Annotated in this window: 27 protein-coding genes and 1 pseudogene; 11 read left to right on the top strand and 17 right to left on the bottom strand. The window is 61.6% G+C overall.

Annotation, left to right across the window (positions count from 1 at the left end; translation table 11 throughout):
• Positions 1 to 5: 5 nt before the first annotated feature.
• Both AC1RPZ_RS15205 and gspE read right to left on the bottom strand, forming a co-directional pair.
• Positions 6 to 1,226 (bottom strand): type II secretion system F family protein, encoded by a 1,221-nt coding sequence (locus AC1RPZ_RS15205; RefSeq protein WP_493137824.1) that lies wholly within the window; start codon positions 1,224 to 1,226, stop codon positions 6 to 8.
• Between the two features lie 2 nt (positions 1,227 to 1,228).
• Positions 1,229 to 2,950 carry a type II secretion system ATPase GspE gene (gene gspE / locus AC1RPZ_RS15200; RefSeq protein WP_493137823.1) on the bottom strand — a complete coding sequence of 574 codons (1,722 nt, stop codon included), beginning with the start codon at positions 2,948 to 2,950 and terminating at the stop codon, positions 1,229 to 1,231.
• Positions 2,951 to 3,179: 229 nt separating this feature from the next.
• Here gspE and AC1RPZ_RS15195 point away from each other — a divergent pair, with 229 nt between their 5' ends.
• The 3 genes from AC1RPZ_RS15195 to dxs all read left to right on the top strand — a co-directional run bounded on the left by AC1RPZ_RS15195 (position 3,180) and on the right by dxs (position 6,315).
• Positions 3,180 to 3,422 (top strand): exodeoxyribonuclease VII small subunit, encoded by a 243-nt coding sequence (locus tag AC1RPZ_RS15195; protein WP_019693836.1) that lies wholly within the window; start codon positions 3,180 to 3,182, stop codon positions 3,420 to 3,422.
• On the top strand, positions 3,419 to 4,306 hold the full coding sequence (ispA, locus tag AC1RPZ_RS15190; RefSeq protein ID WP_493137822.1) for a (2E,6E)-farnesyl diphosphate synthase: 888 nt from the start codon (positions 3,419 to 3,421) through the stop codon (positions 4,304 to 4,306). Before AC1RPZ_RS15195 ends, ispA begins: the two co-directional genes overlap by 4 nt.
• A 110-nt stretch (positions 4,307 to 4,416) precedes the next feature.
• Positions 4,417 to 6,315 (top strand): 1-deoxy-D-xylulose-5-phosphate synthase, encoded by a 1,899-nt coding sequence (gene dxs / locus AC1RPZ_RS15185; RefSeq protein ID WP_493137821.1) that lies wholly within the window; start codon positions 4,417 to 4,419, stop codon positions 6,313 to 6,315.
• 195 nt (positions 6,316 to 6,510) lie between these two features.
• Here the strand turns inward: dxs and AC1RPZ_RS15180 are convergent, their stop codons facing one another.
• The 12 genes from AC1RPZ_RS15180 to nrdR form a co-directional block, all read right to left on the bottom strand.
• Positions 6,511 to 7,308 (bottom strand): cobalamin-binding protein, encoded by a 798-nt coding sequence (locus AC1RPZ_RS15180; protein ID WP_493137820.1) that lies wholly within the window; start codon positions 7,306 to 7,308, stop codon positions 6,511 to 6,513.
• The gene (locus tag AC1RPZ_RS15175) at positions 7,308 to 7,727 is read right to left on the bottom strand and encodes an MFS transporter (RefSeq protein WP_493137819.1); all 420 of its coding nucleotides are present in this window, start codon (positions 7,725 to 7,727) and stop codon (positions 7,308 to 7,310) included. The genes AC1RPZ_RS15180 and AC1RPZ_RS15175 overlap by 1 nt, the downstream gene beginning before the upstream one ends.
• The gene (gene ribA, locus AC1RPZ_RS15170) at positions 7,724 to 8,341 is read right to left on the bottom strand and encodes a GTP cyclohydrolase II (RefSeq protein ID WP_493137818.1); all 618 of its coding nucleotides are present in this window, start codon (positions 8,339 to 8,341) and stop codon (positions 7,724 to 7,726) included. Before ribA ends, AC1RPZ_RS15175 begins: the two co-directional genes overlap by 4 nt.
• Positions 8,342 to 8,452: 111 nt before the next feature.
• A complete protein-coding gene (locus tag AC1RPZ_RS15165; RefSeq protein ID WP_493137817.1) occupies positions 8,453 to 9,208 on the bottom strand; it encodes a substrate-binding periplasmic protein in 756 nt (251 codons plus the stop codon).
• Between the two features lie 23 nt (positions 9,209 to 9,231).
• Positions 9,232 to 9,735 carry a phosphatidylglycerophosphatase A family protein gene (locus AC1RPZ_RS15160; RefSeq protein ID WP_493137816.1) on the bottom strand — a complete coding sequence of 168 codons (504 nt, stop codon included), beginning with the start codon at positions 9,733 to 9,735 and terminating at the stop codon, positions 9,232 to 9,234.
• Positions 9,732 to 10,697 (bottom strand): thiamine-phosphate kinase, encoded by a 966-nt coding sequence (thiL, locus tag AC1RPZ_RS15155; RefSeq protein WP_493137815.1) that lies wholly within the window; start codon positions 10,695 to 10,697, stop codon positions 9,732 to 9,734. Before thiL ends, AC1RPZ_RS15160 begins: the two co-directional genes overlap by 4 nt.
• A gap of 20 nt (positions 10,698 to 10,717) precedes the next feature.
• A complete protein-coding gene (gene nusB, locus AC1RPZ_RS15150) occupies positions 10,718 to 11,218 on the bottom strand; it encodes a transcription antitermination factor NusB (RefSeq protein ID WP_123423461.1) in 501 nt (166 codons plus the stop codon).
• Complete coding sequence (ribH, locus tag AC1RPZ_RS15145) at positions 11,215 to 11,691, bottom strand: 6,7-dimethyl-8-ribityllumazine synthase (protein ID WP_077045597.1); 477 nt, start codon at positions 11,689 to 11,691, stop codon at positions 11,215 to 11,217. The genes nusB and ribH overlap by 4 nt, the downstream gene beginning before the upstream one ends.
• Before the next feature lie 91 nt (positions 11,692 to 11,782).
• Positions 11,783 to 12,874 (bottom strand): bifunctional 3,4-dihydroxy-2-butanone-4-phosphate synthase/GTP cyclohydrolase II, encoded by a 1,092-nt coding sequence (gene ribBA, locus AC1RPZ_RS15140; protein WP_493137814.1) that lies wholly within the window; start codon positions 12,872 to 12,874, stop codon positions 11,783 to 11,785.
• Positions 12,875 to 12,905: 31 nt separating this feature from the next.
• Positions 12,906 to 13,568, bottom strand: a complete 663-nt coding sequence (locus tag AC1RPZ_RS15135; protein ID WP_054594247.1) for a riboflavin synthase — start codon at positions 13,566 to 13,568, stop codon at positions 12,906 to 12,908.
• A gap of 48 nt (positions 13,569 to 13,616) precedes the next feature.
• Positions 13,617 to 14,750 carry a bifunctional diaminohydroxyphosphoribosylaminopyrimidine deaminase/5-amino-6-(5-phosphoribosylamino)uracil reductase RibD gene (gene ribD / locus AC1RPZ_RS15130; RefSeq protein ID WP_493137813.1) on the bottom strand — a complete coding sequence of 378 codons (1,134 nt, stop codon included), beginning with the start codon at positions 14,748 to 14,750 and terminating at the stop codon, positions 13,617 to 13,619.
• Entirely contained in the window at positions 14,747 to 15,211 is a 465-nt protein-coding gene (gene nrdR / locus AC1RPZ_RS15125) for a transcriptional regulator NrdR (protein WP_162530215.1), read from the bottom strand. The genes ribD and nrdR overlap by 4 nt, the downstream gene beginning before the upstream one ends.
• Positions 15,212 to 15,339: 128 nt before the next feature.
• Here nrdR and AC1RPZ_RS15120 point away from each other — a divergent pair, with 128 nt between their 5' ends.
• The 3 genes from AC1RPZ_RS15120 (at position 15,340) to trxA (ending at position 17,514) form a co-directional block, all read left to right on the top strand.
• Positions 15,340 to 15,804 (top strand): hypothetical protein, encoded by a 465-nt coding sequence (locus AC1RPZ_RS15120; protein ID WP_493137812.1) that lies wholly within the window; start codon positions 15,340 to 15,342, stop codon positions 15,802 to 15,804.
• Positions 15,801 to 16,457 carry a class I SAM-dependent methyltransferase gene (locus AC1RPZ_RS15115; protein WP_493137811.1) on the top strand — a complete coding sequence of 219 codons (657 nt, stop codon included), beginning with the start codon at positions 15,801 to 15,803 and terminating at the stop codon, positions 16,455 to 16,457. The genes AC1RPZ_RS15120 and AC1RPZ_RS15115 overlap by 4 nt, the downstream gene beginning before the upstream one ends.
• Positions 16,458 to 16,641: 184 nt before the next feature.
• Entirely contained in the window at positions 16,642 to 17,514 is an 873-nt protein-coding gene (gene trxA / locus AC1RPZ_RS15110) for a thioredoxin (RefSeq protein ID WP_493137810.1), read from the top strand.
• 73 nt (positions 17,515 to 17,587) lie between these two features.
• Here the strand turns inward: trxA and AC1RPZ_RS15105 are convergent.
• Positions 17,588 to 17,946 (bottom strand): annotated as a pseudogene (locus tag AC1RPZ_RS15105) (hypothetical protein).
• A 133-nt stretch (positions 17,947 to 18,079) separates the two neighbouring features.
• Here AC1RPZ_RS15105 and AC1RPZ_RS15100 point away from each other — a divergent pair.
• The 5 genes from AC1RPZ_RS15100 (at position 18,080) to AC1RPZ_RS15080 (ending at position 22,251) form a co-directional block, all read left to right on the top strand.
• Positions 18,080 to 18,691, top strand: a complete 612-nt coding sequence (locus AC1RPZ_RS15100; RefSeq protein ID WP_493137809.1) for a DUF2796 domain-containing protein — start codon at positions 18,080 to 18,082, stop codon at positions 18,689 to 18,691.
• 121 nt (positions 18,692 to 18,812) lie between these two features.
• Complete coding sequence (locus AC1RPZ_RS15095) at positions 18,813 to 19,523, top strand: ABC transporter ATP-binding protein (protein ID WP_493137808.1); 711 nt, start codon at positions 18,813 to 18,815, stop codon at positions 19,521 to 19,523.
• A 1-nt stretch (position 19,524) separates the two neighbouring features.
• On the top strand, positions 19,525 to 20,790 hold the full coding sequence (locus tag AC1RPZ_RS15090) for an ABC transporter permease (RefSeq protein WP_493137807.1): 1,266 nt from the start codon (positions 19,525 to 19,527) through the stop codon (positions 20,788 to 20,790).
• 11 nt (positions 20,791 to 20,801) lie between these two features.
• The gene (locus tag AC1RPZ_RS15085) at positions 20,802 to 21,320 is read left to right on the top strand and encodes a DUF3299 domain-containing protein (RefSeq protein ID WP_493137806.1); all 519 of its coding nucleotides are present in this window, start codon (positions 20,802 to 20,804) and stop codon (positions 21,318 to 21,320) included.
• Between the two features lie 232 nt (positions 21,321 to 21,552).
• Entirely contained in the window at positions 21,553 to 22,251 is a 699-nt protein-coding gene (locus tag AC1RPZ_RS15080) for an OmpW/AlkL family protein (protein WP_493137805.1), read from the top strand.
• A 58-nt stretch (positions 22,252 to 22,309) separates the two neighbouring features.
• Here the strand turns inward: AC1RPZ_RS15080 and AC1RPZ_RS15075 are convergent, their stop codons facing one another.
• Positions 22,310 to 23,239, bottom strand: a complete 930-nt coding sequence (locus AC1RPZ_RS15075; protein ID WP_493137804.1) for an NAD-dependent epimerase/dehydratase family protein — start codon at positions 23,237 to 23,239, stop codon at positions 22,310 to 22,312.
• On the bottom strand, positions 23,232 to 24,116 hold the full coding sequence (locus AC1RPZ_RS15070; protein ID WP_493137803.1) for a sugar nucleotide-binding protein: 885 nt from the start codon (positions 24,114 to 24,116) through the stop codon (positions 23,232 to 23,234). Before AC1RPZ_RS15070 ends, AC1RPZ_RS15075 begins: the two co-directional genes overlap by 8 nt.
• Positions 24,117 to 24,362: the final 246 nt, after the last annotated feature.

Below are 24,362 nucleotides of genomic sequence, written 5' to 3'. Positions count from 1 at the left end.
CCCGATCAGATCGGTAGTTCAGTAATACTCATGATGGCCACGAGCACCGAGAGGATGATTCCGGCGATCAGCATGCCGAGGCCAACGATCAGCAACGGCTCCAGCACCGCCAACAGCCGCTGGATGGAGATCTCCACCTCACGGTCGTAGGTGTCCGCGACTTTCAGCAGCATCTCGTCAAGGTGGCCGGTCTCTTCGCCCACCTGAATCATCTGTAACGCCAGCACGGGGAACACACCTGATGCGAGCAGCGGCGCCGCCAGCTGACGGCCTTGTTTCAGACTTTCGGCGGCGATCCCGACCTGCTCCACCATCAACTGATTGCTCAGGGTCTGGCGGGCGATGTTCAAGGCCTGCAGCAATGCCACCCCGCCTGTGAGCAGAGTGCCCAGGCTACGAGCGAAGCGCGCGGTTTCGATGCGCTGGCGCAGCGGCCCGAACAGCGGCAGATGCAGCATCAGGCGGTCCCACTGTTTGCGGTAGCCGGGTTGTTTGAGCATTTGACGCCAGAGCACACCGGTCGCCAGCACGGCCAACAGCAGCCAGATACCCGCGCTGCGCAACAACTCCGCCACACCGATGACGATCTGCGTCGAAAACGGCAAGGCAGCGCCCATGTCGTCAAACAACTGGCGGAACTGCGGGATGACATAGGTAAGGATCACCAGCAGCGACCCCACCGACACCACCAGCAGGATCACCGGGTAGATCAGCGCCGATACCAGCCGGTCGCGCAAGGACTTGCTGCGCTCCAGGTAATAGGCCAGGCTGCCCAACCCCTCCGCCAGGTTCCCGGCCACTTCCGAGGCTTGCACCATGCTGATATAAAAGCCGGAGAACAGCTGCGGGTACTCCACCAGGATCCGCGACAGGCTGACACCACGGCGCACCCCTTCCTGAATCGGCGTGATCAGTTGCTGCATGGGCTGATCGGCGCTGACCCGCAGCATGATCTCCAGCGAGCGGTCCAGCGGCACGCCGGAATGCAGCAACGAGGCCAGGTGCTGAGTGAACAGGATCACCAGCCGGTTACCGCGCGAACGCTGCAACAGATCGTTCAGGTCGAAATGCAACCAGGCCTGCCAGCCACGCCGGGTGCTGATCTCGATCGGGATCAAGCCGCGCGCGCGCAACTGCTCGAGTACTGCCTGCTCATCCGCGACGTCCAGCTGACCTTGCTGGATCTCGCCGTTGTCGCTCACCGCGCGAAAGTGAAAGAGAGCCACACTCAGCCCTCCTGCGTGACGCGAAGCACTTCTTCGATGTTGGTCGTCCCGTCCAGCGCCTTCAGGCAGCCATCTTCATACATGCTCAACATACCCTCCTCGCGAGCCGCATGCCTCAGCGTCCCGGCATCGGCGTGCTGAAGGATCAGCCGACGGATGGCATCGCTCACGACCAGGACTTCGATGATCGCGATCCGGCCGTGATAACCGGTGCCGGTGCAGGCGTTGCAGCCCTTGGGCCGATAAAGGGTCACCGGCTGCCCACCGGCCAGCCGCTCCAAATGCAACTCGCGAAGCATTTCCGGCAACGGCTGGTAGGCCTCGCGGCACTGGGTGCAGAGCTTGCGCACCAGGCGCTGGGCCAGCACGGCATTCAGGGTCGAGGTCAGCAAATAATCCTCAACGCCCATTTCCAGCAGGCGGGTGACACTGCTGGGCGCATCGTTGGTGTGCAGGGTGGACAGCACCAGGTGCCCGGTCAGCGCCGACTGGATGCAGATGCGCGCGGTCTCCAGGTCACGCATCTCACCGACCATGATCACGTCCGGGTCCTGACGCACAATGGAACGCAGGGCACTGGCGAAGGTCAGGCCGATGCTCGGCTTGACGTGGATCTGATTGACGCCCTCGAGCTGATACTCCACCGGATCTTCAACGGTGATCAGCTTGCTCTCACTGGTATTGAGGCTGTTCAGCGCGGTGTACAGAGTCGTGGTCTTGCCACTGCCGGTGGGCCCGGTCACCAGCAGCACGCCGTGGGGAATGTGCAGCACGCTTTGCAGACGCTGCAATGGCTGCTCACTGAACCCCAGAGCGGCGAAGTCGAGCACTACACTCTCGCGATTGAGCAGCCGTAGCACCACGCTTTCGCCGTGCATGGTGGGCACCGTGGAGACGCGGATGTCCAGATCGTTGCCCTGCACCCGCATCTCGATGCGACCGTCCTGTGGCAGGCGTCGCTCGGCGATGTTCAGCCGTGCCATCAACTTGATCCGCGAGATGACCGCAGGCGACAGTTGCACCGGCGGCGCCTCGGTTTCATGCAATACACCGTCAATGCGGAAGCGCACCTTGAGCCGGCTCTCGAACGGTTCGACGTGGATATCCGAGGCTCGTAGCTCCACCGCATGCTGGATGATCAGGTTGACCAGACGGATAACCGGCGCCTCGCTGGCCCGGTCGCGCAATTGTTCGACGTCTTCTACCGACTCCTGCTCGGAGGGCTCGACACGCGCCAGGATATCGCCCATCTGGCTCTGACCCTGACCGTGCATACGCTCGATGGCAGCATCGATCTCAGAGCCGAGCGCCACCAGCGGAGCGATCCGACAGCCGGCTCCCAGGGTCAGCGCTTCCACCACGAAACGGTCCTGCGGGTCAGCCATCGCGACCAGCAATTCACCGTCGTTGAACTCCAGCGGCAAGGCCCGACACTCTTTGAGAAAGCGATAGGACAGCTGCTCGGCCAGCAGGGGCGCGGCAGGAAAGTCGGCAGCAGTCACCCGTGGCAGGTTCAGCAACTGCGACAGCTGCTGGGCGATATCCTGTTCGGAAACCAGGCCCAGGCGGTTGAGCAAGGTCGCGAGCGAAGGTCCCCAGGCCTGCCCGGCCTGCATGCGCAGCACCCGGTTGTAGTCAGCCTCGGACAAACGGCCAGCCTTGACCAGGGCAAGCCCGAGATCGACCGGCGCTACAGGAGGGGTGTCACGTTCCGCGGCCAGCATGGTGCTTCCAACCTCGGGCGATACCTAAAGCACACAGATCCCTCGTGGTCGGTACAACGCCACACATGATCCCATTCAACGTTAAGGTAGCTTTCACTATAGCTGCTGTTGATCGCTTCACCGATTCAGTCGGACCACTGACGGCTCGATCGATTCGCCCGCCTATTTGCCCCTCAATCCCCTATCTGCTAGTGTCGCGCCGGTTTAACGTCAACCGGAAATCGCCGCCATGGCCCGCAAAAAAGCTGCACTGGATTTCGAACAATCCCTCGCTGACCTGCAAACGCTGGTCGAGCGCCTGGAGAACGGCGAGCTGTCGCTGGAAGACTCGTTGACCGCTTTCGAGCAAGGCATCGGTCTGACCCGTGACTGCCAGGCTGCGCTGGCGCAGGCTGAGCAGAAGGTTCAGGTGCTGCTTGAGCGTGATGGCGAGCTGACCGAGGCTCCCTTTGACGCGGAACAGCCAGAATGATCGCGGCGTATTCGGCCAGCAGTCAGGCCCGGGTCAACGCGGCACTCGAAACCCTGTTCAACGCGCCGAGTCCTGAACTCGCACGCTTATATGAAGCCATGCGCTACAGCGTGATGAATGGCGGCAAACGCGTGCGTCCGCTTTTGGCCTATGCCGCCTGCGAAGCGCTGGGCGGTGACGCGGAGCAAGCCAACGGCGCGGCCTGTGCGGTGGAGTTGATCCACGCGTACTCGCTGGTGCACGACGATTTGCCGGCGATGGACGACGACGATCTGCGTCGCGGCCAACCAACTACGCACAAAAAATTCGACGAAGCCTGCGCGATTCTCGCCGGTGACGGCCTGCAAAGCCTGGCCTTCAGCGCCCTGCTCGACTCGCGCCTGAATTCAGCCGATGCCGAGACTCGCCTGCAAATGGTCAGCGCTCTGGCGTTGGCGGCAGGCCCGGCCGGGATGGTCGGCGGTCAGGCCATCGACCTCGGGTCGGTTGGCTTGAAGCTTGATCAAAAAGCCCTCGAATACATGCATCGGCACAAGACCGGCGCGTTGATCGAAGCCAGCGTCAAGCTCGGCGCCCTGGCCAGTGGCCGCGCCGAGAAAGACGAACTCAAATCCTTGCAGACCTATGCACAGGCCATCGGCCTGGCGTTTCAGGTGCAGGACGACATTCTCGACGTCGAAAGCGATACCGAAACCCTCGGCAAGCGCCAGGGCGCCGATATTGCCCGGGACAAACCGACTTACCCGGCGCTGCTCGGCCTCGACGCGGCCAAGGCTTATGCCCTGGAACTGCGCGATCAGGCCCTGCATGCACTGCGACCGTTTGACGCGTCGGCCGAGCCGCTGCGTGATCTGGCGCGCTATATCGTCGAACGCCGCAGCTGATCCGGCGCTCGTTGCCCAGCGCATTTCGGTCAAGTTCCGAGCTCTGCGTGGGCAGCGTGCGATGCATCAGGTAAACTGCCGCCTCTTTTATACCTATAACGATTCGCCTGATGCCCACGACGTTTCATGAGATTCCCCGCAAGCGCCCGACCACGCCCCTGCTCGACCGTGCCAACACGCCGGACGGCCTGCGCCGGTTAGGCGAAGCCGAGCTGGAAACCCTGGCGAATGAGTTGCGCCTGGAATTGCTCTACACGGTCGGTCAGACCGGCGGGCATTTCGGTGCCGGCCTGGGCGTTATCGAGCTGACTATCGCGTTGCATTACGTTTTCGACACCCCGGACGACCGGCTGGTGTGGGACGTCGGTCATCAGGCGTATCCGCACAAGATCCTCACCGGTCGCCGCGAGCGCATGGGCACCCTGCGCCAGAAGGACGGCCTTGCAGCCTTCCCGCGTCGTTCCGAGAGCGAGTACGACACCTTTGGCGTCGGTCACTCCAGCACCTCGATCAGCGCAGCGCTGGGCATGGCGATTGCCGCCCGCCTGCAAAACAGTGATCGCAAGGCGATCGCAGTGATCGGCGACGGCGCACTGACCGCGGGCATGGCGTTCGAAGCGCTGAACCATGCGCCGGAAGTCGACGCCAACATGCTGGTGATCCTCAACGACAACGACATGTCGATCTCGCGCAACGTTGGCGGGCTGTCGAATTATCTGGCGAAGATCCTTTCCAGCCGCACGTACGCGAGCATGCGTGAAGGCAGCAAAAAGGTCCTGTCGCGCCTGCCCGGCGCCTGGGAAATCGCCCGTCGTACCGAAGAATACGCCAAAGGCATGCTGGTGCCCGGCACCCTGTTCGAAGAGCTGGGCTGGAACTACATCGGTCCGATCGACGGCCATGACCTGCCCACCCTGATCGCCACCCTGCGTAACATGCGTGACCTCAAGGGCCCGCAGTTCCTGCACGTCGTGACCAAAAAAGGCAAAGGCTTCGCCCCGGCGGAAGTCGACCCGATCGGTTACCACGCGATCACCAAACTCGAACCGCTGGACGCTCCCGCCGCCGCGCCGAAAAAAGCCAGTGGGCCGAAGTACTCTGGCGTGTTTGGCGAGTGGCTGTGCGACATGGCCGCTGCTGACCCGCGCCTGGTCGGCATCACCCCGGCGATGAAAGAAGGCTCCGACCTGGTGGCCTTCAGCGAACGCTTCCCGCTGCGTTATTTCGACGTGGCAATTGCCGAGCAACACGCTGTGACTCTCGCCGCTGGCATGGCCTGCGAAGGCGCCAAACCGGTGGTGGCGATCTATTCGACGTTCCTGCAGCGCGGCTATGACCAGTTGGTGCATGACGTCGCGGTGCAGAACCTCGACGTGCTGTTCGCCATCGACCGTGCAGGTCTGGTGGGCGAAGACGGCCCGACTCACGCGGGCAGTTTCGACCTGTCGTTCCTGCGGTGCATCCCCGGCATGGTGGTGATGACCCCGAGCGACGAAAACGAACTGCGCAAAATGCTCAGCACCGGCCATCTGTACAACGGCCCGGCGGCAGTGCGTTACCCGCGTGGCACTGGCCCGAATGCCACCATTGAGAAAAACCTCGAACCGATTGAAATCGGCAAAGGCGTGATTCGTCGTCAGGGCAGCACCGTCGCCCTGCTGGTGTTCGGCGTGCAATTGGCCGAAGCACTCAAAGTCGCTGAAAAAATCGATGCGACCGTGGTCGACATGCGCTTCGTCAAACCACTCGATGAAGCGTTGGTACGCGAGATCGCTGGCAGCCATGAGCTGCTGGTGACCGTCGAAGAAAACGCCATCATGGGCGGTGCCGGTGGCGCGGTCAGCGAGTTCCTCGCCCGCGAGAACATCCTCAAGTCGATGCTGCATCTGGGCTTGCCAGACGCCTACGTCGAGCACGCCAAACCGGCGCAAATGCTCGCCGAATGTGGTCTGGACGAAGCGGGTATCGAAGAGGCCGTACGTCAGCGCTTGCAGCTGCTGGGCCTCTAAACCTCAAACCTGCACAAAACCCAGTGGGAGCGAGCCTGCTCGCGATAGCGGACTGACAGTCGACTCTGATGTTGACTGACACACCGTAATCGCGAGCAGGCTCGCTCCCACACTGGATCTATGTCGCGCACAAAATGGTGGCTGGACTCGATTTACTGTGGGAGCGGGCTTGCTCGCGAAGCAGGCACCTCGGTCTCAACGGTCGGGGGCAATCAACCGGCACAACTTGGCCGTCGCTTCGATCATCTGCCCGCTCGGCCGCTCCAGACCTTTATCCGTCACCAACAGCAATTGCCCTTGAGCCACCGCCGTCATCTGCGGCCAGGCTTTCCAGGCGTCGAGCTGCGCCTGGCTGCTGGCGAGGATCATCTGGGGATTACGTGACAGCACCGACTCCACGCTAACCTGCGGCGCCGGCAAGGTCATGTCGGCAAACACGTTGCGCGCACCGCACACCTCAAGCGCATCGCTGATAATCTGCCCACCGCCCACGGTGTACAGCGGCTGATCCCAGACCTGATAAAACACCCGCAGCGGTTCTTTGCGTTGATAGCGCTGGCGTAACTCGTCGAGCTGTTTGCGCAGATCAACCGCAAGCGTGCGCCCACGCTCGGGTCGGCCGAGGTGCCTGGCTATCGCTTCGATTTCGCGGGTCAGTTGTTTGAGGCCATGGGGTTCGGCAACGTAAGTCGGGATACCCAATCGACTCAGTTGCGCACGCTGCGCGGGGCCGACGCTGCCGGGCCAGAGCAACAGCAAATCCGGCTTGAGACTGAGCAGACGCTCCATGTCCAGCTGACCGTAACGGCCAACGGAAGGAATGGACTTGAGTTGCGCAGGACGCTCGCCGGCATCGAGCACGCCCACCAACAGGTCGGCCGAGCCCAGCTCAACGACGATTTCCGAGAGTGAGGGTGCGAGGCTGATGACTCGTTCGACCGCGACCGCCGAGCCACTGATGGCCAGCAGCAGAACCGCCAGCCAACTGCGCATCAGCCGAGTTGACGCGGAATACGGTAGAGGTAGAACAGCACCGTGGTCGACAGCGCCAGCAAGACCAACGGCACCGCTTCGAGGCCGACGAACACCGACAGAGCACCGATCCAGGCCGGCAAGGCCGCGACGAGGAATGCCGTACGGCGTTTAGCCGCCAAGGCCACCCAGGCAGCGGGTTCTTCCGGGGTATCGAGGGCTTTCTGGGTGGCGATCAAGGCATGCTTGTAGCGGCCGAAAAACCGCAAGCTGACAAACATCGAGGCCACGCCAGCAATGAAAAACGGCATCGCCAGCACCGGTAAAATCGCCTCGCTGTGGCCGAACACGCCGTTGATCACCAACAGCGGCAGCAAGGCCAGTGCAAAGTATTGCCACCAGTTGACGGACAGTCGCCGCCGGACCTGGCCGCGAGTCACGCCCGATCGGCCTCGCCCTGATGCTCGTTGCCCATCATGTGGTCGAGCTTGCTGGCCTTGGTTGCCAGGTAGAGCTTGTTGTGCGGATTGTGGCCGGTGTGCAGCGGCACGCGCTCGGCGACCAAGATGCCCATCTCGGTCAGGGCTTTGACCTTGCGTGGGTTGTTGGTCATCAGGCGCAGGGATTTGACGCCCAGGTGCTCAAGCATCGGCAGGCACATGGCGTAGTCGCGCTGGTCAGCAGCAAAGCCCAGACGTTCGTTGGCTTCAACGGTGTCGGCGCCGCCGTCCTGCAGTTCATAGGCGCGGATCTTGTTCAGCAGGCCAATGCCACGGCCTTCCTGACGCAAGTAGAGCAACACGCCACGGCCTTCGCGGGCGATCGCCTGCAACGCCGCCTCGAGTTGCGAACCGCAGTCGCAACGCTGGCTGAACAAGGCATCGCCGGTCAGGCATTCGGAGTGCAACCGGCCGAGTACCGGGGCACCGTCGGCAACATCACCCAGGCTTAGTACGACGTGCTCGCGACCAGTGGCCTCATCGAGAAAGCCATGCATGGTGAATTGCGCAAAAGGCGTGGGCAGCTTGGAAGCGGCGACAAAAACGACAGGCACCGGTGTGCTCCTGATCTGTAGGTACTGGAGATTCGCAGAGGCGGCATTGTAACAGCAGGTTCCTATAGACGCTTAGGCTGAATTATCGGCCATAACGATCAAAAAGTTCGATCACTGCCTTGCCGGCTTGGCGTTCTCATCAAAGGGATAAGGTTGTTTCCAATGCTCGAAAATCGGTTTCAACTGGCCGCTTTTCACCAGCAACTCCATGCGTTTGTCGTACAGCGACATCAAGGCACGGGCCTGTGGTGTATCGGCAAACCCCAGGAACAGCGGCAGTTCGGCCAAGTGAGTTCGCCGGTACTGGAACGGGTCCTCAGCCGCTGCGAGCACCGCATTGATTTCCGTCAGCGCGTCGATGTAGAAATCCGCCCGAGCTTGCTTGAGCATCGGCAGGATCCCGGTGCGGCGCTCGATTTGGTTATAGCGATGGATGTTCGGGAGGTAACGCTCGTAGCTGTAGCCACGGACCCAGACCAGTCGGTACCTGCCCAGGGACTTCAGCGTCGGAGCCGGGTCGCTCGCAAGGCCCAAGGCATAAATATGATCGGTATCGAAATTCCAGTGAGGGTACAACACCTGACCGACTTCATCGCGATAGACGCCAACTAGCGCATCCACCTCACGCCGCTGCACCAGCCCCACCGAACGGGTGTAAGGCACGGTGCGAAAATCCAGTTTCACCCCAGCCGGTTCGAACACTGCGCGCAAAATATCCCAGGCCAGACCATGACCATCGGCGGCGGTGTAATCTTCCCAGTCCTCGCTGGCCAGATGAATCACCGCCGGTGTCGTCGGCACATCCGCCGCACGGGCGACCGAACAGAACACAGCAAAAACCAGAACCCACAACCAGCGCCCCACCATCCTTTAGCCTCTCAATCAGCCTGTCAGGCGAAATACCGGACCAGTCCCTGCAGCACCAGCCAGGCAAACACCCCGGCGAGCACATCATCGAGCATGATCCCGACGCCGCCATGCACATGCCGGTCGATCCAGCGAATCGGCCATGGCTTGAGAATGTCGAAAAAGCGGAACAGCAGGAACCCCGCCAATAACCAGTACCAGCCTGCCGGCACCAGCCACAGGGTGATCCATATCCCGACCATTTCGTCCCAGACGATGCCTTCGTGGTCGTGTACCCGTAAATCGTCGGCGACCTTGCCGCACAGCCAGAAGCCAAACAGCATCGTGATGCCGAGCATCAGCCAGTAACCCCAGTCGGGCAACATCTGCCACAACGGGATAAAGGGTAACGCAACCAGCGAGCCCCAGGTGCCCGGCGCCTTGGGCAAAGTACCCGAGCCGAAGCCGAAGGCCAGAAAATGCCAGGGATTGCTCCAGACCGATGGCGGTACGCGTTCTGTCGGGACCTGTTTGGGATGATCTGTCACGGTGTCTCCCGAAAATGTTGATAACCCCGGGCTTGCGGGGTGATGTCCTGCCCGTTCGCGTCCAGTAGCGTCACGCCCTGCCCGGCCACGACCTGGCCGATAACGTGGATCGGCCAACCGTCGGCGAGCAATGCCGGCAATTGCGCGGGCGGCAAAGTGAAGGCCAGCACGTAATCGTCGCCGCCACTCAAGGCCACCGCGCGGGCCGCATTCTCACCGAGAAAGCTCACCAGTGCCGTGGACATTGGCAGTTTTTCGCTTTCGATCAGCAAGCCGACCGCTGAAGCCTTGGCGATATGCCCGCAATCGGCGAGTAAACCGTCAGAGATATCCAGTGCCGAGGTGGCCTTGCCGCGCAACGCCATGCCCAATTCAAGCTGCGGCTGCGGTGACCAATAATGCGCCAACAAAGGCCCGGCAACATCGGCGGGCGCGACTCGCTCACCCAACACCAGCGACAGCGCACCGGCCGCATTGCCCAGTTCGCCGCCCACACACACCAGGTCACCGGGTTGCGCACCACTGCGGGTCAACGCCTTGCCGGCCGGGACCCGGCCGAACACGGTCATGGTCAGGCTCAACGGGCCGCGAGTGGTGTCGCCACCCACCAGCCGTACACCGCAGTTTTGCGCCATGGCGTTCAAACCGCGGGCGAAGGCGTCCAGCCAATCGGCGGTTACCGTCGGCAAGGTCAGGGCAAGGGTAAAGGCAATCGGGGTGGCGCCCATGGCAGCCAGATCGCTGACTGCTACAGCCAGCGCGCGCTGACCGAGCAGAAACGGGTCGCAAGGGTCTGCGAAATGCACACCGGCCACGAGCGTGTCGGTGGAAATTGCCAGCTGCTCCCCTGCGGGAACAGCGAGCAAGGCGCAGTCGTCGCCGATTCCCAGCGCAACGCCTTCGCCGCCCTGCGCACAAGGCGCGGCGGCGAAGTAATTGCGGATCAGCTCAAACTCGCCCATGGCAGCTGTTCAAGCGCAATTCAGCGCTTGAACGCCTTCACTTCAGCTTCACGCAAACGCGGGGCCAGCTTGTCGAGTACACCGTTGACGAACTTGTGGCCGTCGGTGGAGCCGTAGACTTTGGCCAGTTCGATCCCTTCGTTGATCACCACGCGGTACGGAACGTCGACGCGCTTGATCAGTTCCCAGGTGGACAGGCGCAGAACGGCCAGTTCAACCGGATCGAGCTCATCAATGGTGATGTCCAGGCAAGGCGCGAGCGCAGAATCGATCTCGGTCTTGTGCGCCGGCACACCGTGCAGGATGTCGTGGAAGTAGGCGGCATCGACATCGCTGAAATCGTTATCGACCCGGAACTGCGCTTCAATCTCGTTCAGCGAAGTTTTGGCCATGTGCCATTGGTACAGTGCCTGAGTCGCGAGCTGACGGGCTTCACGACGCTTGACGCTCTTGGATGGCTTGCCAGCGTCCGCAGGTTTCGGATCGCGCGGGTTGAAACGATCGCTTTCGTCGCTAATCACTTGGCCTCCAACTGCGCCAGCAGGCTGACCATTTCCAGAGCGGACAAGGCAGCTTCAGCACCTTTGTTGCCGGCCTTGGTGCCGGAACGTTCGATGGCTTGCTCGATCGAATCGACGGTCAGTACGCCGAAAGCGACCGGTACGCCGAATTCCATGGACACCTGGGCCAGGCCCTTGGTGCACTCGCCAGCCACGTATTCGAAGTGCGGAGTACCGCCACGAATGACCGCGCCCAGCGCGATGATTGCCGCGAACTCGCCCTTCTGAGCGACTTTCTGCGCAACCAGCGGGATTTCGAAGGCGCCAGGGGCACGGATGAGGGTGATGTCGCTTTCGCTCACGCCATGGCGAACCAGGGCATCAACAGCACCGCTTACCAGGCTTTCAACGACGAAGCTGTTGAAGCGGCCAACAACCAAAGCGTAGCGGCCTTTGGGGGCGATGAAGGTACCTTCGATGGTCTTCAGGGTCATTCGACAAATCTCTTAAAGAGCCAGAGCGCGTTCAGTACGCGCTCTTTAGTGATATTTGAACCGCAAATACATGGCCGGAAATACCCGGTCATTATTTGGAGGGCACGTATTCTACAACTTCCAGATCGAAACCGGATATCGCATTAAATTTCATTGGCGCACTCATCAGGCGCATTTTGCGTACACCGAGGTCACGCAGGATCTGCGAACCGGCACCGACAATGCTGTAGGTGGTCGGCTTTTTCGTCGGCGCGTGGTCGGCGGTTTCGCGGATATGCGCCAGCAACACGTCGCCGTCGAGCGGGTGACCGAGCAACAGCACCACACCGCTGCCGGCCTCGGCAACCGCGGCCATGGCGGCGCGTAGGCTCCAGCGGCCAGGCTGCTTGACCATCAACAGGTCGCGCAGCGGGTCCATGTTGTGCACGCGAACCAGGGTCGGTTCTTCGGCGCAAATGGTGCCCAGGGTCAGTGCCATGTGCACGTCACCTTCCACCGAATCACGATAGGTCACCAGATTGAACTGGCCCAGTTCGCTGTCCAGCGGCTGCTCGGCAATCCGCTGAACGGTACGTTCGTGGATCATCCGGTAGTGAATCAGGTCGGCGATGGTGCCGATCTTGATGTTGTGTTCAGCGGCGAAGGTTTCCAGTTCAGCGCGACGGGACATGGTGCCGTCGTCGTTCATCACTTCGCAGATCACCCCGCTCGGCTCGAAACCGGCCATGCGCGCCAGGTCGCAAGCGGCTTCGGTGTGGCCGGCACGGGCCAGGGTGCCGCCGGCCTGGGCCATCAGCGGGAAGATGTGGCCAGGGCTGACGATGTCTTCAGCCTTGGCGTCTTTGGCGGCGGCGGCTTGCACGGTGCGCGCACGGTCAGCCGCGGAGATACCGGTGGTGACACCGGTGGCCGCTTCGATGGACACGGTGAACTTGGTGCCGAAACCGGAACCGTTGCGCGGCGCCATCAAGGGCAGCTTGAGCAGCTCGCAGCGCTCGCGGCTCATCGGCATGCAGATCAGGCCACGGGCGTGCTTGGCCATGAAGTTGATGTGTTCAGGCTGGCAGCACTCGGCGGCCATGATCAGGTCGCCTTCGTTCTCGCGGTCTTCGTCATCCATGAGGATGACCATCTTGCCTTGGCGGATGTCTTCAACCAGTTCTTCGATGCTATTGAGCGCCACGCGGCACCCCCCTTCTTTCAAAAATTGAGTTTCAGGAATTGAGGTAGCCGTTCTCGGCCAGAAAGCTTTCAGTGATGTTGCCCTTCGAGGATTCTGCGGCCTTGTCGCCCAGCAACAGACGCTCCAGGTAACGGGCCAGCAGATCGACCTCAAGGTTGACCCGGCGACCTGGCTGGTAAGAGGCCATGATGGTTTCGCTCAGGGTGTGCGGAATGATCGTCAGCAAGAACTCGGCGCCATCGACCGCATTCACCGTCAGGCTGGTGCCGTCGACGGTGATCGAACCTTTATGGGCAATGTACTTGGCCAGGTCTTTCGGCGCCCGAATGCGGAACTCCACAGCGCGGGCATTCTCGGTACGGGCAACCACTTCGCCGACACCGTCGACATGACCGCTGACCAGATGCCCGCCGAGGCGAGTGGTCGGGGTCAGGGCTTTTTCCAGGTTGACCGGGCTGCCGCTTTTCAGGTCATTCATCGCGGTGCAGTCGAGGGTTTCGCGACTGACGTCCGCTGCAAAGCCATTACCCGGCAGTTCAACCGCCGTCAGGCAGACGCCGTTGACCGCGATGCTGTCGCCGAGTTTGACGTCGCTCAGGTCGAGCTTGCCGGTTTCTACGTGAACCCGTACATCCCCCCCCTTGGGGGTCAATGCACGGATGCTGCCGATGGATTCGATGATGCCGGTAAACATGGAGTCCTCCTCGAGAACAAAACCTTCGCTTGTGGCGCAGGCCGGGAATTATACGCTCGCTGGCGGAACGGGAACCGCGATGACTCGCCAGTCATCGCCCACCGCGCGAATTTCTGTGATTTTCAGTTGTGGCGCATCACCCATTTGCGTCAACGGCCAGTCGAGCAGCGGGCGGGCCGTGGAACCCAAGAACTTGCCGGCCATAAAAATCTGGAATTCGTCCACCAGCCCTTGCTGAGCAAACGCCCCGGCCAGACGCGGGCCGGCTTCCACCAGCACTTCGTTGACGCCGCGTGCGGCGAGTTCGACCAGCAGTTTGCGCAGGTCGACCTGGCCATCGTCACCGGGCACGATCAAACATTCGGGGCCGTTGGCGTACTGCTCTTCCACCGCGACACAGGTGGCGACCAACGCCGGGCCGGCCTTGAAGAACGGCGCATCAAGCGGTACCCGCAGGCGGCCATCGATCAGCACGCGAAGCGGCGGACGGCTCATGACCAACGCAGTTTGTTCGGCATCCAGGCCCAACTCATCGGCGCGCACGGTCAAGCGCGCGTCATCGGCCAGCACCGTATCGGCACCGGTCAACACAACGCTGGCCTGAGCCCGCAGACGCTGCACGGCTGAACGGGCGGCGGGACCGGTGATCCATTGGCTTTCGCCGCTGGCCATGGCGGTACGACCGTCGAGGCTCATCGCCAACTTCACCCGCACGAACGGCAAGCCGTGCTCCATGCGTTTGAGAAAACCTTCATTGAGCGTGCGCGCCTCGCCTTCGAGCACACCGCTGAGCGTCGCGATGCCGGCCTGTTCCAGACGCTGCATGCCGCGACCGGCGACTTCCGGGTTCGGGTCCTGCATCGCCGCAACGACACGCGCCAGACCGGCATTCACCAGCGCATCGGCACACGGCGGCGTGCGGCCGTGATGGCTGCACGGTTCGAGCGTCACGTAGGCGGTGGCGCCCCGGGCGTTTTCACCGGCGGCGCGCAGGGCGTGGACTTCGGCATGCGGTTCGCCGGTGCGCACATGCCAGCCTTCGCCGACAATCTGCCCGTCACGCACGATCACGCAGCCCACCCGCGGATTGGGATGGGTGGTGTAGTGACCTTTGCGCGCCAGTTCCAGCGCACGCGCCATGTAATGGGCGTCGAGAATCGCTTGCTCTGAGGAAATCGTCATGGTTTGACCGGCTCACGGGCCAGGCGATCGATCTCTTCGCGGAACTCGTTGAGGTCCTGGAAGCGGCGATACACCGAAGCGAAACGAATGTAGGCGACTTCATCGAGCTTTTGCAGCTCGGCCATCACCAGTTCACCGACCACGAGGGATTTGACCTCGCGCTCGCCGGTGGCACGCAGTTTGTGTTTGATGTGTACCAGCGACGATTCCAGGCGCTCGACACTCACCGGGCGCTTCTCCAGCGCACGCTGCATCCCGGCGCGGAGTTTTTCTTCGTCGAACGGCTGACGGCTGCCGTCGGTTTTGATCAGGCGCGGCAACACCAGTTCGGCGGTTTCGAACGTGGTGAAACGTTCGCCGCAGGCCAGGCATTCACGCCGGCGGCGCACCTGTTCGCCCTCGGCGACCAGACGCGAGTCGATGACCTTGGTGTCGTTGGCACCGCAGAAGGGACAGTGCATGGTGGCAGGCAACAAAAAAAGGGAGGGCCATGGTAGCGCATCCCACTGGCAAGACAAGCCATAGGGTTACGGTACACAAACGGGCTATCATTGCCTGATCCATGGATTGCACTTTGCTGGAGCCGCAAATGCCGCTACGACCGCTTGTTTTACTCAGTCTCGCCGGCCTGTTGGTCGCGTGTAGCAGTAGCGCACCCAAACCGGCGGCACCGACCCCAGGCCCTGCGCCCGAGATGGCCCAGAAGAAAGCCCAGGCCTCGACCGACCTCGGACCGCTGCCAGCGTATCAACGGGAATTGAGCGGCACCTTGCAGGGCGTGCCGGCCGGCGCCGAGGTTGAACTGGCGCTGCTGGTGATCGACGAACGCTCCCGGCCGCAGCAATTGCTCGCCAGCGCCAACCTGATCGGCAACAACAAGATTCTGCCGTTCCATCTGCGGTTCAATCCCGACGCATTCCCGGTCGGTGCACGCGTCGAACTGCGGGGGCGCGCCAGTCAGTCCGGACAGTTGATTCTGCACCTGCCGGCGCAACGCATCTTTGAGCCGAAGACCCAGGCCCTGGGCCAGCTGCAGTTTTTCAAAGCGCCATGAATGCACCGCTCGACCTGCAACTGGCATTAAGTGAACTGCTCGGCGATGCACGGCTTGTCCCGTGTCCGCTGCCCGAGACTGCGCTGAAACTCTGGCTGATCGACGGCGACAACATGGAGCGCGCCTTCAGCCCGGAAGAAACCCGGCGCATTCTGCACGAGCCGCCGTACTGGAGCTTTTGCTGGGCCAGCGGCCTGGCGATGGCCCGTTACCTGGCGGAGCATCCGCAGTGGGTTGCCGGCAAGCGAGTGCTGGATTTCGGCGCCGGTTCCGGTGTCGCGGGGATTGCGGCGGTCAAGGCCGGGGCGCTGGAAGTGGTGGCCTGTGATCTTGATCCACTGGCGATTGCGGCCTGCCGGGCGAATGCCGAACTCAATGACGTCAAGCTCAGCTACTCAACGGACTTTTTCGCCGAAGCCGATCGCTTTGATCTGATTCTGGTGGCCGACGTGCTGTACGACCGGACCAACCTGCCATTGCTCGATGAATTTCTCAGCCGTGGCCGCGAGGCGCTGGTGGCGGATTCGCGGGTTCGGGATTTCCGTCATCCGCTGTATCAGCGGCTGGAGATGCTTGAGGCGATGACATTGCCGGATCTTGCGGAGCCGGAAGAGTTTCGGCATGTGAGCCTGTACCACGCACAGCGCGGCTAGCTAAAAGCATCGCGAGCAAGCTCGCTCCCACAGTGGTTTTGTGTCGAGCACAGATTTTGTGGCAGGCATTGATCCCTGTGGGAGCGAGCTTGCTCGCGATGGCGGCGTATCAGGCACCAGAGGACTTACCGCCGCCCCCACCAAGCCTTATAGTTGCTCCATTCACGTTTCTTCGAGATGCCCCATGAGTCAGGACACGCCGTATATCTTCGACGCCAGCACTGCCGATTTCGACCAGTCGGTGATCGAGAACTCGTTCCACAAGCCGGTACTGGTGGATTTCTGGGCTGAATGGTGTGCGCCTTGCAAGGCGCTGATGCCAATGCTGCAAACCATCGCCGAGAGCTATCAGGGCGAGTTGCTGCTGGCCAAGGTCAACTGTGACGCAGAGCCGGACATCGTTTCGCGCTTCGGCATTCGCAGCCTGCCGACCGTGGTGCTGTTCAAGGACGGTCAGCCGGTGGACGGTTTTGCCGGCGCGCAGCCCGAATCCGCCGTCCGTGCGCTGCTTGAGCCACATGTGCAGATGCCACCGCCAGCCGCTGCCGACCCGTTCGAGCAGGCTCAGGCGCTGTTCGACGAAGGCCGTTTCGCCGACGCCGAGGCCACGCTGAAAGTGCTGCTGGGCGAGGACAACACCAACGCTCGTGCGCTGATCCTCTACGCCCGCTGCCTGACCGAACGTGGCGAACTGGGTGAAGCCCAGATCGTGCTCGATGCGGTGAAAAGCGATGAACACAAAGCCGCACTGGCGGGCGCCAAGGCGCAGATCAAGTTTCTCGGTCAGGCCGCTGACTTGCCGGATGTCGCCGACCTGAAATCGCGTCTGGCGCAAAACCCGCAGGACGATGAAGCGGTCTACCAACTGGCGGTCCAGCAACTGGCCCGCCAGCAGTACGAGCCGGCGCTGGACTCCCTGCTCAAGCTGTTCATCCGCAATCGCAGTTACAGCGAAGGGTTGCCGCACAAGACCCTGCTGCAAGTGTTCGAACTGCTGGGCAACGATCACCCGCTGGTGACCGTTTATCGCCGCAAGCTGTTTGCTGCGTTGTATTGACCCGTAGGAGCTGCCGAAGGCTGCGATCTTTTGATCTTCGGCCTCCCTAAAAGATCGCAGCCTTCGGCAGCTCCTACGCTGGCTCGCGCCAGCTGTAGAGCGGCGTATCCCCGCCGCTCACGACCTTGACCTCTGCACTGTGGCGCAAGCGCACCAGCAAGCGTTTGCCAGCAACGGTGTTGCCGGTCAAACCCTCCAGCCGTTCCAGCAAATCCGGCCCCGTCAGTTGCCCCGACTGCGCAGCAGATCCTTGGCGAGCTGCCATAGCACCTCATCCTGATTGACCGGTTTGACCAGCGGATCGGCCACCGCTGCACTGTTTTCTGATTGGCTTACCTGCAACTGCGCGCCAAGCCGCGCCCAATCCCCATCGTCCAGTTCAAGGGTCAAATCCACCGGCCAGTCGCCGATGCTTCCACGAATGCGCAACATTGGGGTTTCCTCAGGTTTATGACGAACATGCTCCCACGCGTCTTGCGCAACGCCAAGCGTACAGTCAAACTCTCGCCATTCACGTTATAAGATTACATAACAAACTTTTCATCTTCCTTCACGGAGACTCTCCATGCGCCGTCTGCTTCTCGCTTTGCCGTTTGCTCTGTTGCCGCTGGCTATCGCTCAGGCCGCCGAAGTTCATGATCACGATCATGAACACGGCAGCCTGGGCGCCCACGAACACGGCGTCGGGCGTTTGAACGCGGCGCTCGATGGCCAAACGCTGGAACTGGAACTGGAAAGCCCGGCGATGAACCTGGTGGGTTTCGAGCACGTCGCCAGCAGCGATGCAGACAAAGCCAAGGTTGCCGCCGCCCGTGCGCAGCTGGAGAAGCCGCTGGTGCTGTTCAGCCTGCCAAAAGCGGCCAACTGCGTAATCAGCCAGCAAGAACTGAACAGCCCACTGTTCGGTGACAAACCGGACGCCGATGATCACGACGATGATGACGACCATGCGACCGACGGTAAAGGCGCCGCCGCCGAAGAGCATCACCACGATCACAGCGAAATCCACGCGCACTACCAATTCACCTGCGCCGCTCCTGGCGCATTGAAGACCCTCGACTTGTCGCAGGTGTTCACGACCTTCCCCGCCACTCAGAAAATTCAGGTACAACTCATCAGCCCAAGCGGCCAGCAAGGGGTTGAAGTGACCTCCAAAGCTGCTGCCCTGAAATTCTGATACAACCCGATCCTGTAGGAGCTGCCGAAGGCTGCGATCTGTTGATCTTGATCTTTTAAAGTCAACAGATCGCAGCCTTCGGCAGCTCCTACGGGTCATCAATATCTATGAAACTGGCCACATGACCCAAGCACTCATCGAACTGTCAGACCTGGGCTTCAACTGGCCCGGTCATCCGCCCTTACTGGATATCCCGGCGTTTCGCCTGGAACCCGGTGAAACGCTGTTTCTCAAAGGTCCCAGCGGCAGTGGCAAGACCACCCTGCTCGGCCTGCTCGGTGGCGTGCAGAAGCCCAATCGCGGGAGCATTCGCCTGCTCGGCCAGGAGCTGACCGAACTGTCGGCCGGCGCCCGAGATCACTTTCGGGTCGACCACACGGGCTACATCTTCCAGCAGTTCAACCTGCTGCCGTTTCTTTCGGTTCGCGAGAACGTCGAACTGCCGTGTCACTTCTCCAAACTGCGCGCCAGCCGCGCGATTCAGCGCCACGGCAGTGTCGATCAAGCCGCCGCGACCCTGCTCGCGCACCTGGGGCTCACGGATGAAAACATGCTGAGCCGCCGCGCCGACTCGCTGTCCATCGGCCAACAGCAACGGGTCGCCGCCGCCCGCGCGCTGATCGGTCAGCCGGAACTGGTGATCGCCGACGAACCGACCTCGGCGCTTGATTACGACGCCCGTGAGGCGTTTATCCGCTTGTTGTTCGCCGAGTGCCGCGAAGCCGGTTCCAGCCTGCTGTTCGTCAGCCACGACCAGAGCCTGGCACCGCTGTTCGATCGTCACCTGTCGCTGGCCGAACTCAATCGCGCCGCCACGCCCGCAGAGGTCTGAGATGTATTTGTTTCGTCTAGCGATGGCCAGCCTGGCTAACCGCCGCTTCACCGCGATCCTCACCGCGTTCGCCATCGCCCTGTCGGTCTGCCTGTTGCTGGCGGTGGAGCGCGTGCGCACCGAAGCCAAGAGCAGTTTCGCCAGCACCATCAGCGGCACCGACCTGATCGTCGGCGCGCGTTCAGGCTCGGTCAATCTGCTGCTGTACTCGGTGTTTCGCATCGGCAACGCCACCAACAACATCCGTTGGGACAGCTTCGAGCACTTCGCCAACAACCCGAAAGTGAAATGGGCGATCCCGATTTCCCTCGGTGACTCTCATCGTGGTTATCGAGTGATGGGCACCACTGATGCCTACTTCGAACATTACCAGTACGGTCATCAGCAAAGTCTGCAACTGGCCAGCGGCCGGGCGTTTGCCACGGATCCGTTCGAAGTGGTGCTCGGCGCTGAAGTGGCCGATGCGCTGCATTACAAACTCGGCGACAAGCTGGTATTGGCTCACGGCGTAGCGGTGATCAGCCTGGTCAAGCACGACGACAAACCGTTCACCGTGGTCGGCATCCTGAAACGCACCGGCACCCCGGTCGACCGCACGTTGCACATCAGCCTCGGCGGCATGGAAGCGATTCACATCGACTGGCACAACGGTGTGCCGGCTCAGGGCAACGGCCGGATCAGCGCTGATCAGGCGCGTAACATGGACCTCACGCCGCAAGCCATCACCGCGTTCATGCTCGGTCTCAACAACAAGATTTCGACCTTCGCCGTGCAACGCGAGATCAATGAGTTCCGTGGCGAGCCGATGCTGGCGATCCTGCCGGGCGTGGCCTTGCAGGAACTCTGGAGCCTGATGGGCACCGCTGAAAAAGCCTTGTTCGTGGTCTCGCTGTTCGTCGTGCTGACCGGGTTGATCGGCATGCTCACGGCGATTCTCACCAGCCTCAACGAACGCCGCCGCGAGATGGCGATCCTGCGTTCGGTCGGCGCAAGGCCGTGGCACATCGCGACGCTGCTGGTGCTGGAAGCCTTTGCGTTGGCGCTGTCCGGGGTGATTGCGGGCGTGGCGCTGCTGTATGTCTGCATCGCCGCGGCCCAGGGCTACGTGCAATCGACCTACGGCTTGTACCTGCCACTGGCCTGGCCAAGCGAGTATGAATGGACGCTGCTCGGTGGCATCCTGATCGCCGCGCTGCTGATGGGCAGCGTGCCGGCCTGGCGCGCCTATCGCCAATCGTTGGCCGATGGTCTGTCGATCCGTTTATGAGGACATTAAAGATGCTCCGCGCTCTGCCTGCGCTGTTGATGCTGGTCGCCCTGCCCCTGTGGGCGGCCGCGCCGAAAGACCTGACCTGGGCGGAGATGATCCCGCCGGACGCTCCGGCAGAAGTGCCGAACATGAAACCGCTGCACGACCTGTCGCAGATGAGCAACGCGCTGTCCGCCGAGTCCGCTCCGGCGGCCAAGCAAGACATGCCCAATGCACCGGTGGTGAAAAGCCTCGACGGTAAGAACATCCGCTTGCCGGGTTACATCGTGCCGCTGGAAGTCAGCGAGGAAGGTCGCACCACCGATTTTCTGCTGGTGCCGTATTTCGGCGCGTGCATCCACGTGCCGCCACCGCCGTCGAACCAGATCGTCCACGTCAAAAGCAAAGTCGGGGTGAAGCTCGACGAGCTGTATCAGCCGTACTGGATCGAAGGTGCATTGCAGGTCAAGGCGTCGAGCAGTGAACTGGCGGATGCCGGGTATCAGATGGATGCGGACAAGATCTATGTGTACGAATTGCCGGAGTGAATCCGGTAGTTATTCGTCGCCTGCAAGATAGCCATCGCGAGCAAGCTCGCTCCCACATTTGATCTGTGCATCAACACAATCCACTGTGGGAGCGAGCTTGCTCGCGATGAGGCCCTCGAAGTCGCCAACATAATCAGGACCATCACTGTTTCATTGAGCTGAGTCAAAAGCGCCGTTCCTGACGCTTCGTACCATTGGACATAGAGAATTTGAATCGTCCTTTGGAGCCCCCATGCACAAGTCATTGCTTAGCGCTTCCCTCATTGCATTCGCGCTTGCAGCCCCGTTCGCCCAGGCCCATGAAACCGGTGACATCATCGTTCGGGCCGGTGCAATCACCGTAAACCCGAAAGCCAGCAGCTCCACCGTCAAGGTCGATCAAGGCCCATTGGCCGGCACCAACCTGGGTGGCAAGGCCACCATGAACAGCGATACTCAGCTGGGCCTGAACTTCGCGTACATGCTCACCAACAATATCGGCATCGAGCTGCTCGCCGCCTCGCCGTTCGAGCACGACGTGAACCTCAAAGGCACCTCTCTGGGCGCGGCCAACGGTAAGCTCGGCACCCTCAAACACCTGCCGCCGACGCTGAGCGTGGTTTACTACCCGCTCAACAACAAGTCTGCATTCCAGCCGTATGTGGGCGCCGGCATCAACTACACCTGGATCTACGACGAAAAGCTCAGTAACGAAGCGCAAGCCAACGGCTTCAGCAACTTCAAGGCGAAAAATTCCTGGGGCATGGCGTTCCAGGTCGGTGCCGACTACATGATCACCGACAACATCATGCTCAACGCCCAGATGCGCTACATCGACATCAACACCCGTGCGACCGTGGAAAACGACGCCGTGGCGCCGGGCACTCGGGCCAGGGTCAACGTGGATGTGGACCCGTTCGTCTACATGGTGGGTCTGGGTTACAAGTTCTAAACCGCACACCTACAAAAAAGGCGCCTCGAAAGGCGCCTTTTTCATGGCTGCGAAAAACTCAGCGCCCCAACAACCGCGCCAGCCCGACGCTCATCGGCGTCTGCTCGGGGAAGGTGAAACGCTGCAACAGACGCTGGTTGTTCGCCCGTGAATGGCGAATATCGCCAGAGCGTGCCGGGGCGTAGGTGATCGGAGGCAACTCACCCACTACTTCGCCCAACGCCTGGAGCATTTGCTTGAGGGTCGTCGCCTGGTTCCAGCCGACGTTGACCGCACCCACTTCAAGCGTCGGCACTTCGATGGCCTGCACCAGCAGGTCGACCAGGTCTTCGACATAAACGAAATCGCGGGTCTGTTCGCCGTCACCGAACACGGTGATCGGCAGGCCTTTCTGCGCGCGCTCGCTGAAAATGCTGATCACCCCGGAGTACGGTGATGACGGATCCTGGCGTGGGCCAAAGATGTTGAAGAACCGGAAAATCGCCGGTTCCAGACCGTGCTGTCGACGGTAGAAGTCGAGGTAATACTCGCCTGCCAACTTGTCCGAGGCGTACGGCGTGAGCGGTGCCTTGGTGGTCTCTTCGTCGATCGACTCGCCTTCACCGTTATTGCCATAGACCGCTGCGCTTGAAGCGAACAGCACACGCTTGACTCCGGCCTGGCGCATCGCTTCGCAGACGTTCAAGGTGCCAATGAAATTGCTCTGGTGAGTGCGCACCGGATCGTCGACCGATGCCTGCACCGAAGCCACGGCGGCCAAATGCGCCACGGCGCTGCAACCGAGCATCACCTGCGCCACCAGGGCGGCATCGGCAACGTCACCTTCGATCAGCTCGACCCGTGGATCATCCAGCGGCAGGTTGCTGCGCTTACCGGTGGACAGGTCATCGAGGATGCGTACCGAATGCCCCTTGGCGAGCAAGGCGTCAGCGAGGTGCGAACCAATGAAACCGGCACCGCCGGTGATCAAAACAGGGCCATCAGCCATGACGATAAAACCTATCCAGTAAGCCCGGGAGCGCTGCGCGCCAGGCGCGCGGCTTGATCCCGAAAGTGTGCAGAATTTTCTTGCAGGCCAGTACCGCGTGTTGCGGTTCTTCGGCGGCATCCGGACGCGCGGCATGAGCCTGCGCGGTCGGTGCTTCGATGGCCAGCGGGTGCAGATTGCGGGCTTCGGCAAGGATAGCCTGCCCCAGCGCCAGCGGCGTGGTCGCCTCATGCCCGGCGTAGTGGTAGGTGCCCCACAGTGGCGCGGCGCAATCGAGTTGTTTGAGCACTGAAATGATCACCCGCGCAGCATCATCCACTGGCGTCGGGTTGCCACGCCGGTCATCGGCCATCAGCAGTTCTTCAGGCAGTTCGGCTCGCGCCAGGAAACGCCCGAGGGTGCCGTCGACGCTGTCATCGAGCAACCAGCCAAAACGCAGCATCACGTGTTGCGGGCAAGTGGCGCGAACGCTTTGTTCGATACGCCACAAGGCCTGGCCACGCAGGCCCAGCGGCACCGGTTCGTCTTTTTCACTGTAGGCCGTCGCCCGCGAGCCATCGAACACCCGATAGCTGGAAGGTTGCACGAGGACAATGTTGTGATGCTGACACAGTTCGGCCAGCCGCTCGACCGCCCGTTCCTGTGCGGCCAGACGCGCCTCGGCCACGCTCTCCGCCTGAAACCAGTCGTAGTAATAGGCGAGATTGATCAGCGCGTCGGGGCGCGTGTCATCGAGCAGTTGCGTCAGGCTCGCGGCGTCCCAGCCGTCTTGCGGTGGACGGGGGGCGAGGAAACCGATGTCTTCCTCCGCACCGAGGCGAATCAGCGCCTGCCCAAGGGCATTTCCGCCACCCAATAACATAAGGCGCATTCGCATAGAGTCAGCAGGCCCAGTCTGTTTAATTGTCAGAATCGTTGCATTTTGCGGGTTTAAAGCGCAACCGTCACTCGTAAAGTGTAGATACCTTGGACACAGGGTGCTGCTACTGGCCCCATCGCGAGCAAGCTCGCTCCCACAGGGGAGGTGTGTAGATCACAAAATCCCCAGCCCATCGCAGACCCCATGTGGGAGCGAGCTTGCTCGCGATGGGCCACTAAGGATCGCAGGAGATCTTGAGCGGTA

Source organism: Pseudomonas sp. GW822-FHT02D10, from assembly GCF_058802345.1.
The sequence above is the reverse complement of the archived record's forward strand: the minus strand, read 5'-3'. Positions and strand labels throughout refer to the sequence as shown.

Coding starts and splice junctions, on each gene's coding strand:
- gspE (WP_493137823.1), bottom strand. CDS start 2,950: ATGCTGGCCGCGGAACGTGACACCCCTCCTGTAGCGCCGGTCGATCTC.
- AC1RPZ_RS15195 (WP_019693836.1), top strand. CDS start 3,180: ATGGCCCGCAAAAAAGCTGCACTGGATTTCGAACAATCCCTCGCTGAC.
- ispA (WP_493137822.1), top strand. CDS start 3,419: ATGATCGCGGCGTATTCGGCCAGCAGTCAGGCCCGGGTCAACGCGGCA.
- dxs (WP_493137821.1), top strand. CDS start 4,417: ATGCCCACGACGTTTCATGAGATTCCCCGCAAGCGCCCGACCACGCCC.
- AC1RPZ_RS15180 (WP_493137820.1), bottom strand. CDS start 7,308: ATGCGCAGTTGGCTGGCGGTTCTGCTGCTGGCCATCAGTGGCTCGGCG.
- AC1RPZ_RS15165 (WP_493137817.1), bottom strand. CDS start 9,208: ATGGTGGGGCGCTGGTTGTGGGTTCTGGTTTTTGCTGTGTTCTGTTCG.
- thiL (WP_493137815.1), bottom strand. CDS start 10,697: ATGGGCGAGTTTGAGCTGATCCGCAATTACTTCGCCGCCGCGCCTTGT.
- ribH (WP_077045597.1), bottom strand. CDS start 11,691: ATGACCCTGAAGACCATCGAAGGTACCTTCATCGCCCCCAAAGGCCGC.
- AC1RPZ_RS15135 (WP_054594247.1), bottom strand. CDS start 13,568: ATGTTTACCGGCATCATCGAATCCATCGGCAGCATCCGTGCATTGACC.
- ribD (WP_493137813.1), bottom strand. CDS start 14,750: ATGACGATTTCCTCAGAGCAAGCGATTCTCGACGCCCATTACATGGCG.
- nrdR (WP_162530215.1), bottom strand. CDS start 15,211: ATGCACTGTCCCTTCTGCGGTGCCAACGACACCAAGGTCATCGACTCG.
- AC1RPZ_RS15120 (WP_493137812.1), top strand. CDS start 15,340: ATGCCGCTACGACCGCTTGTTTTACTCAGTCTCGCCGGCCTGTTGGTC.
- AC1RPZ_RS15115 (WP_493137811.1), top strand. CDS start 15,801: ATGAATGCACCGCTCGACCTGCAACTGGCATTAAGTGAACTGCTCGGC.
- trxA (WP_493137810.1), top strand. CDS start 16,642: ATGAGTCAGGACACGCCGTATATCTTCGACGCCAGCACTGCCGATTTC.
- AC1RPZ_RS15100 (WP_493137809.1), top strand. CDS start 18,080: ATGCGCCGTCTGCTTCTCGCTTTGCCGTTTGCTCTGTTGCCGCTGGCT.
- AC1RPZ_RS15095 (WP_493137808.1), top strand. CDS start 18,813: ATGACCCAAGCACTCATCGAACTGTCAGACCTGGGCTTCAACTGGCCC.
- AC1RPZ_RS15090 (WP_493137807.1), top strand. CDS start 19,525: ATGTATTTGTTTCGTCTAGCGATGGCCAGCCTGGCTAACCGCCGCTTC.
- AC1RPZ_RS15085 (WP_493137806.1), top strand. CDS start 20,802: ATGCTCCGCGCTCTGCCTGCGCTGTTGATGCTGGTCGCCCTGCCCCTG.
- AC1RPZ_RS15080 (WP_493137805.1), top strand. CDS start 21,553: ATGCACAAGTCATTGCTTAGCGCTTCCCTCATTGCATTCGCGCTTGCA.
- AC1RPZ_RS15075 (WP_493137804.1), bottom strand. CDS start 23,239: ATGGCTGATGGCCCTGTTTTGATCACCGGCGGTGCCGGTTTCATTGGT.
- AC1RPZ_RS15070 (WP_493137803.1), bottom strand. CDS start 24,116: ATGCGAATGCGCCTTATGTTATTGGGTGGCGGAAATGCCCTTGGGCAG.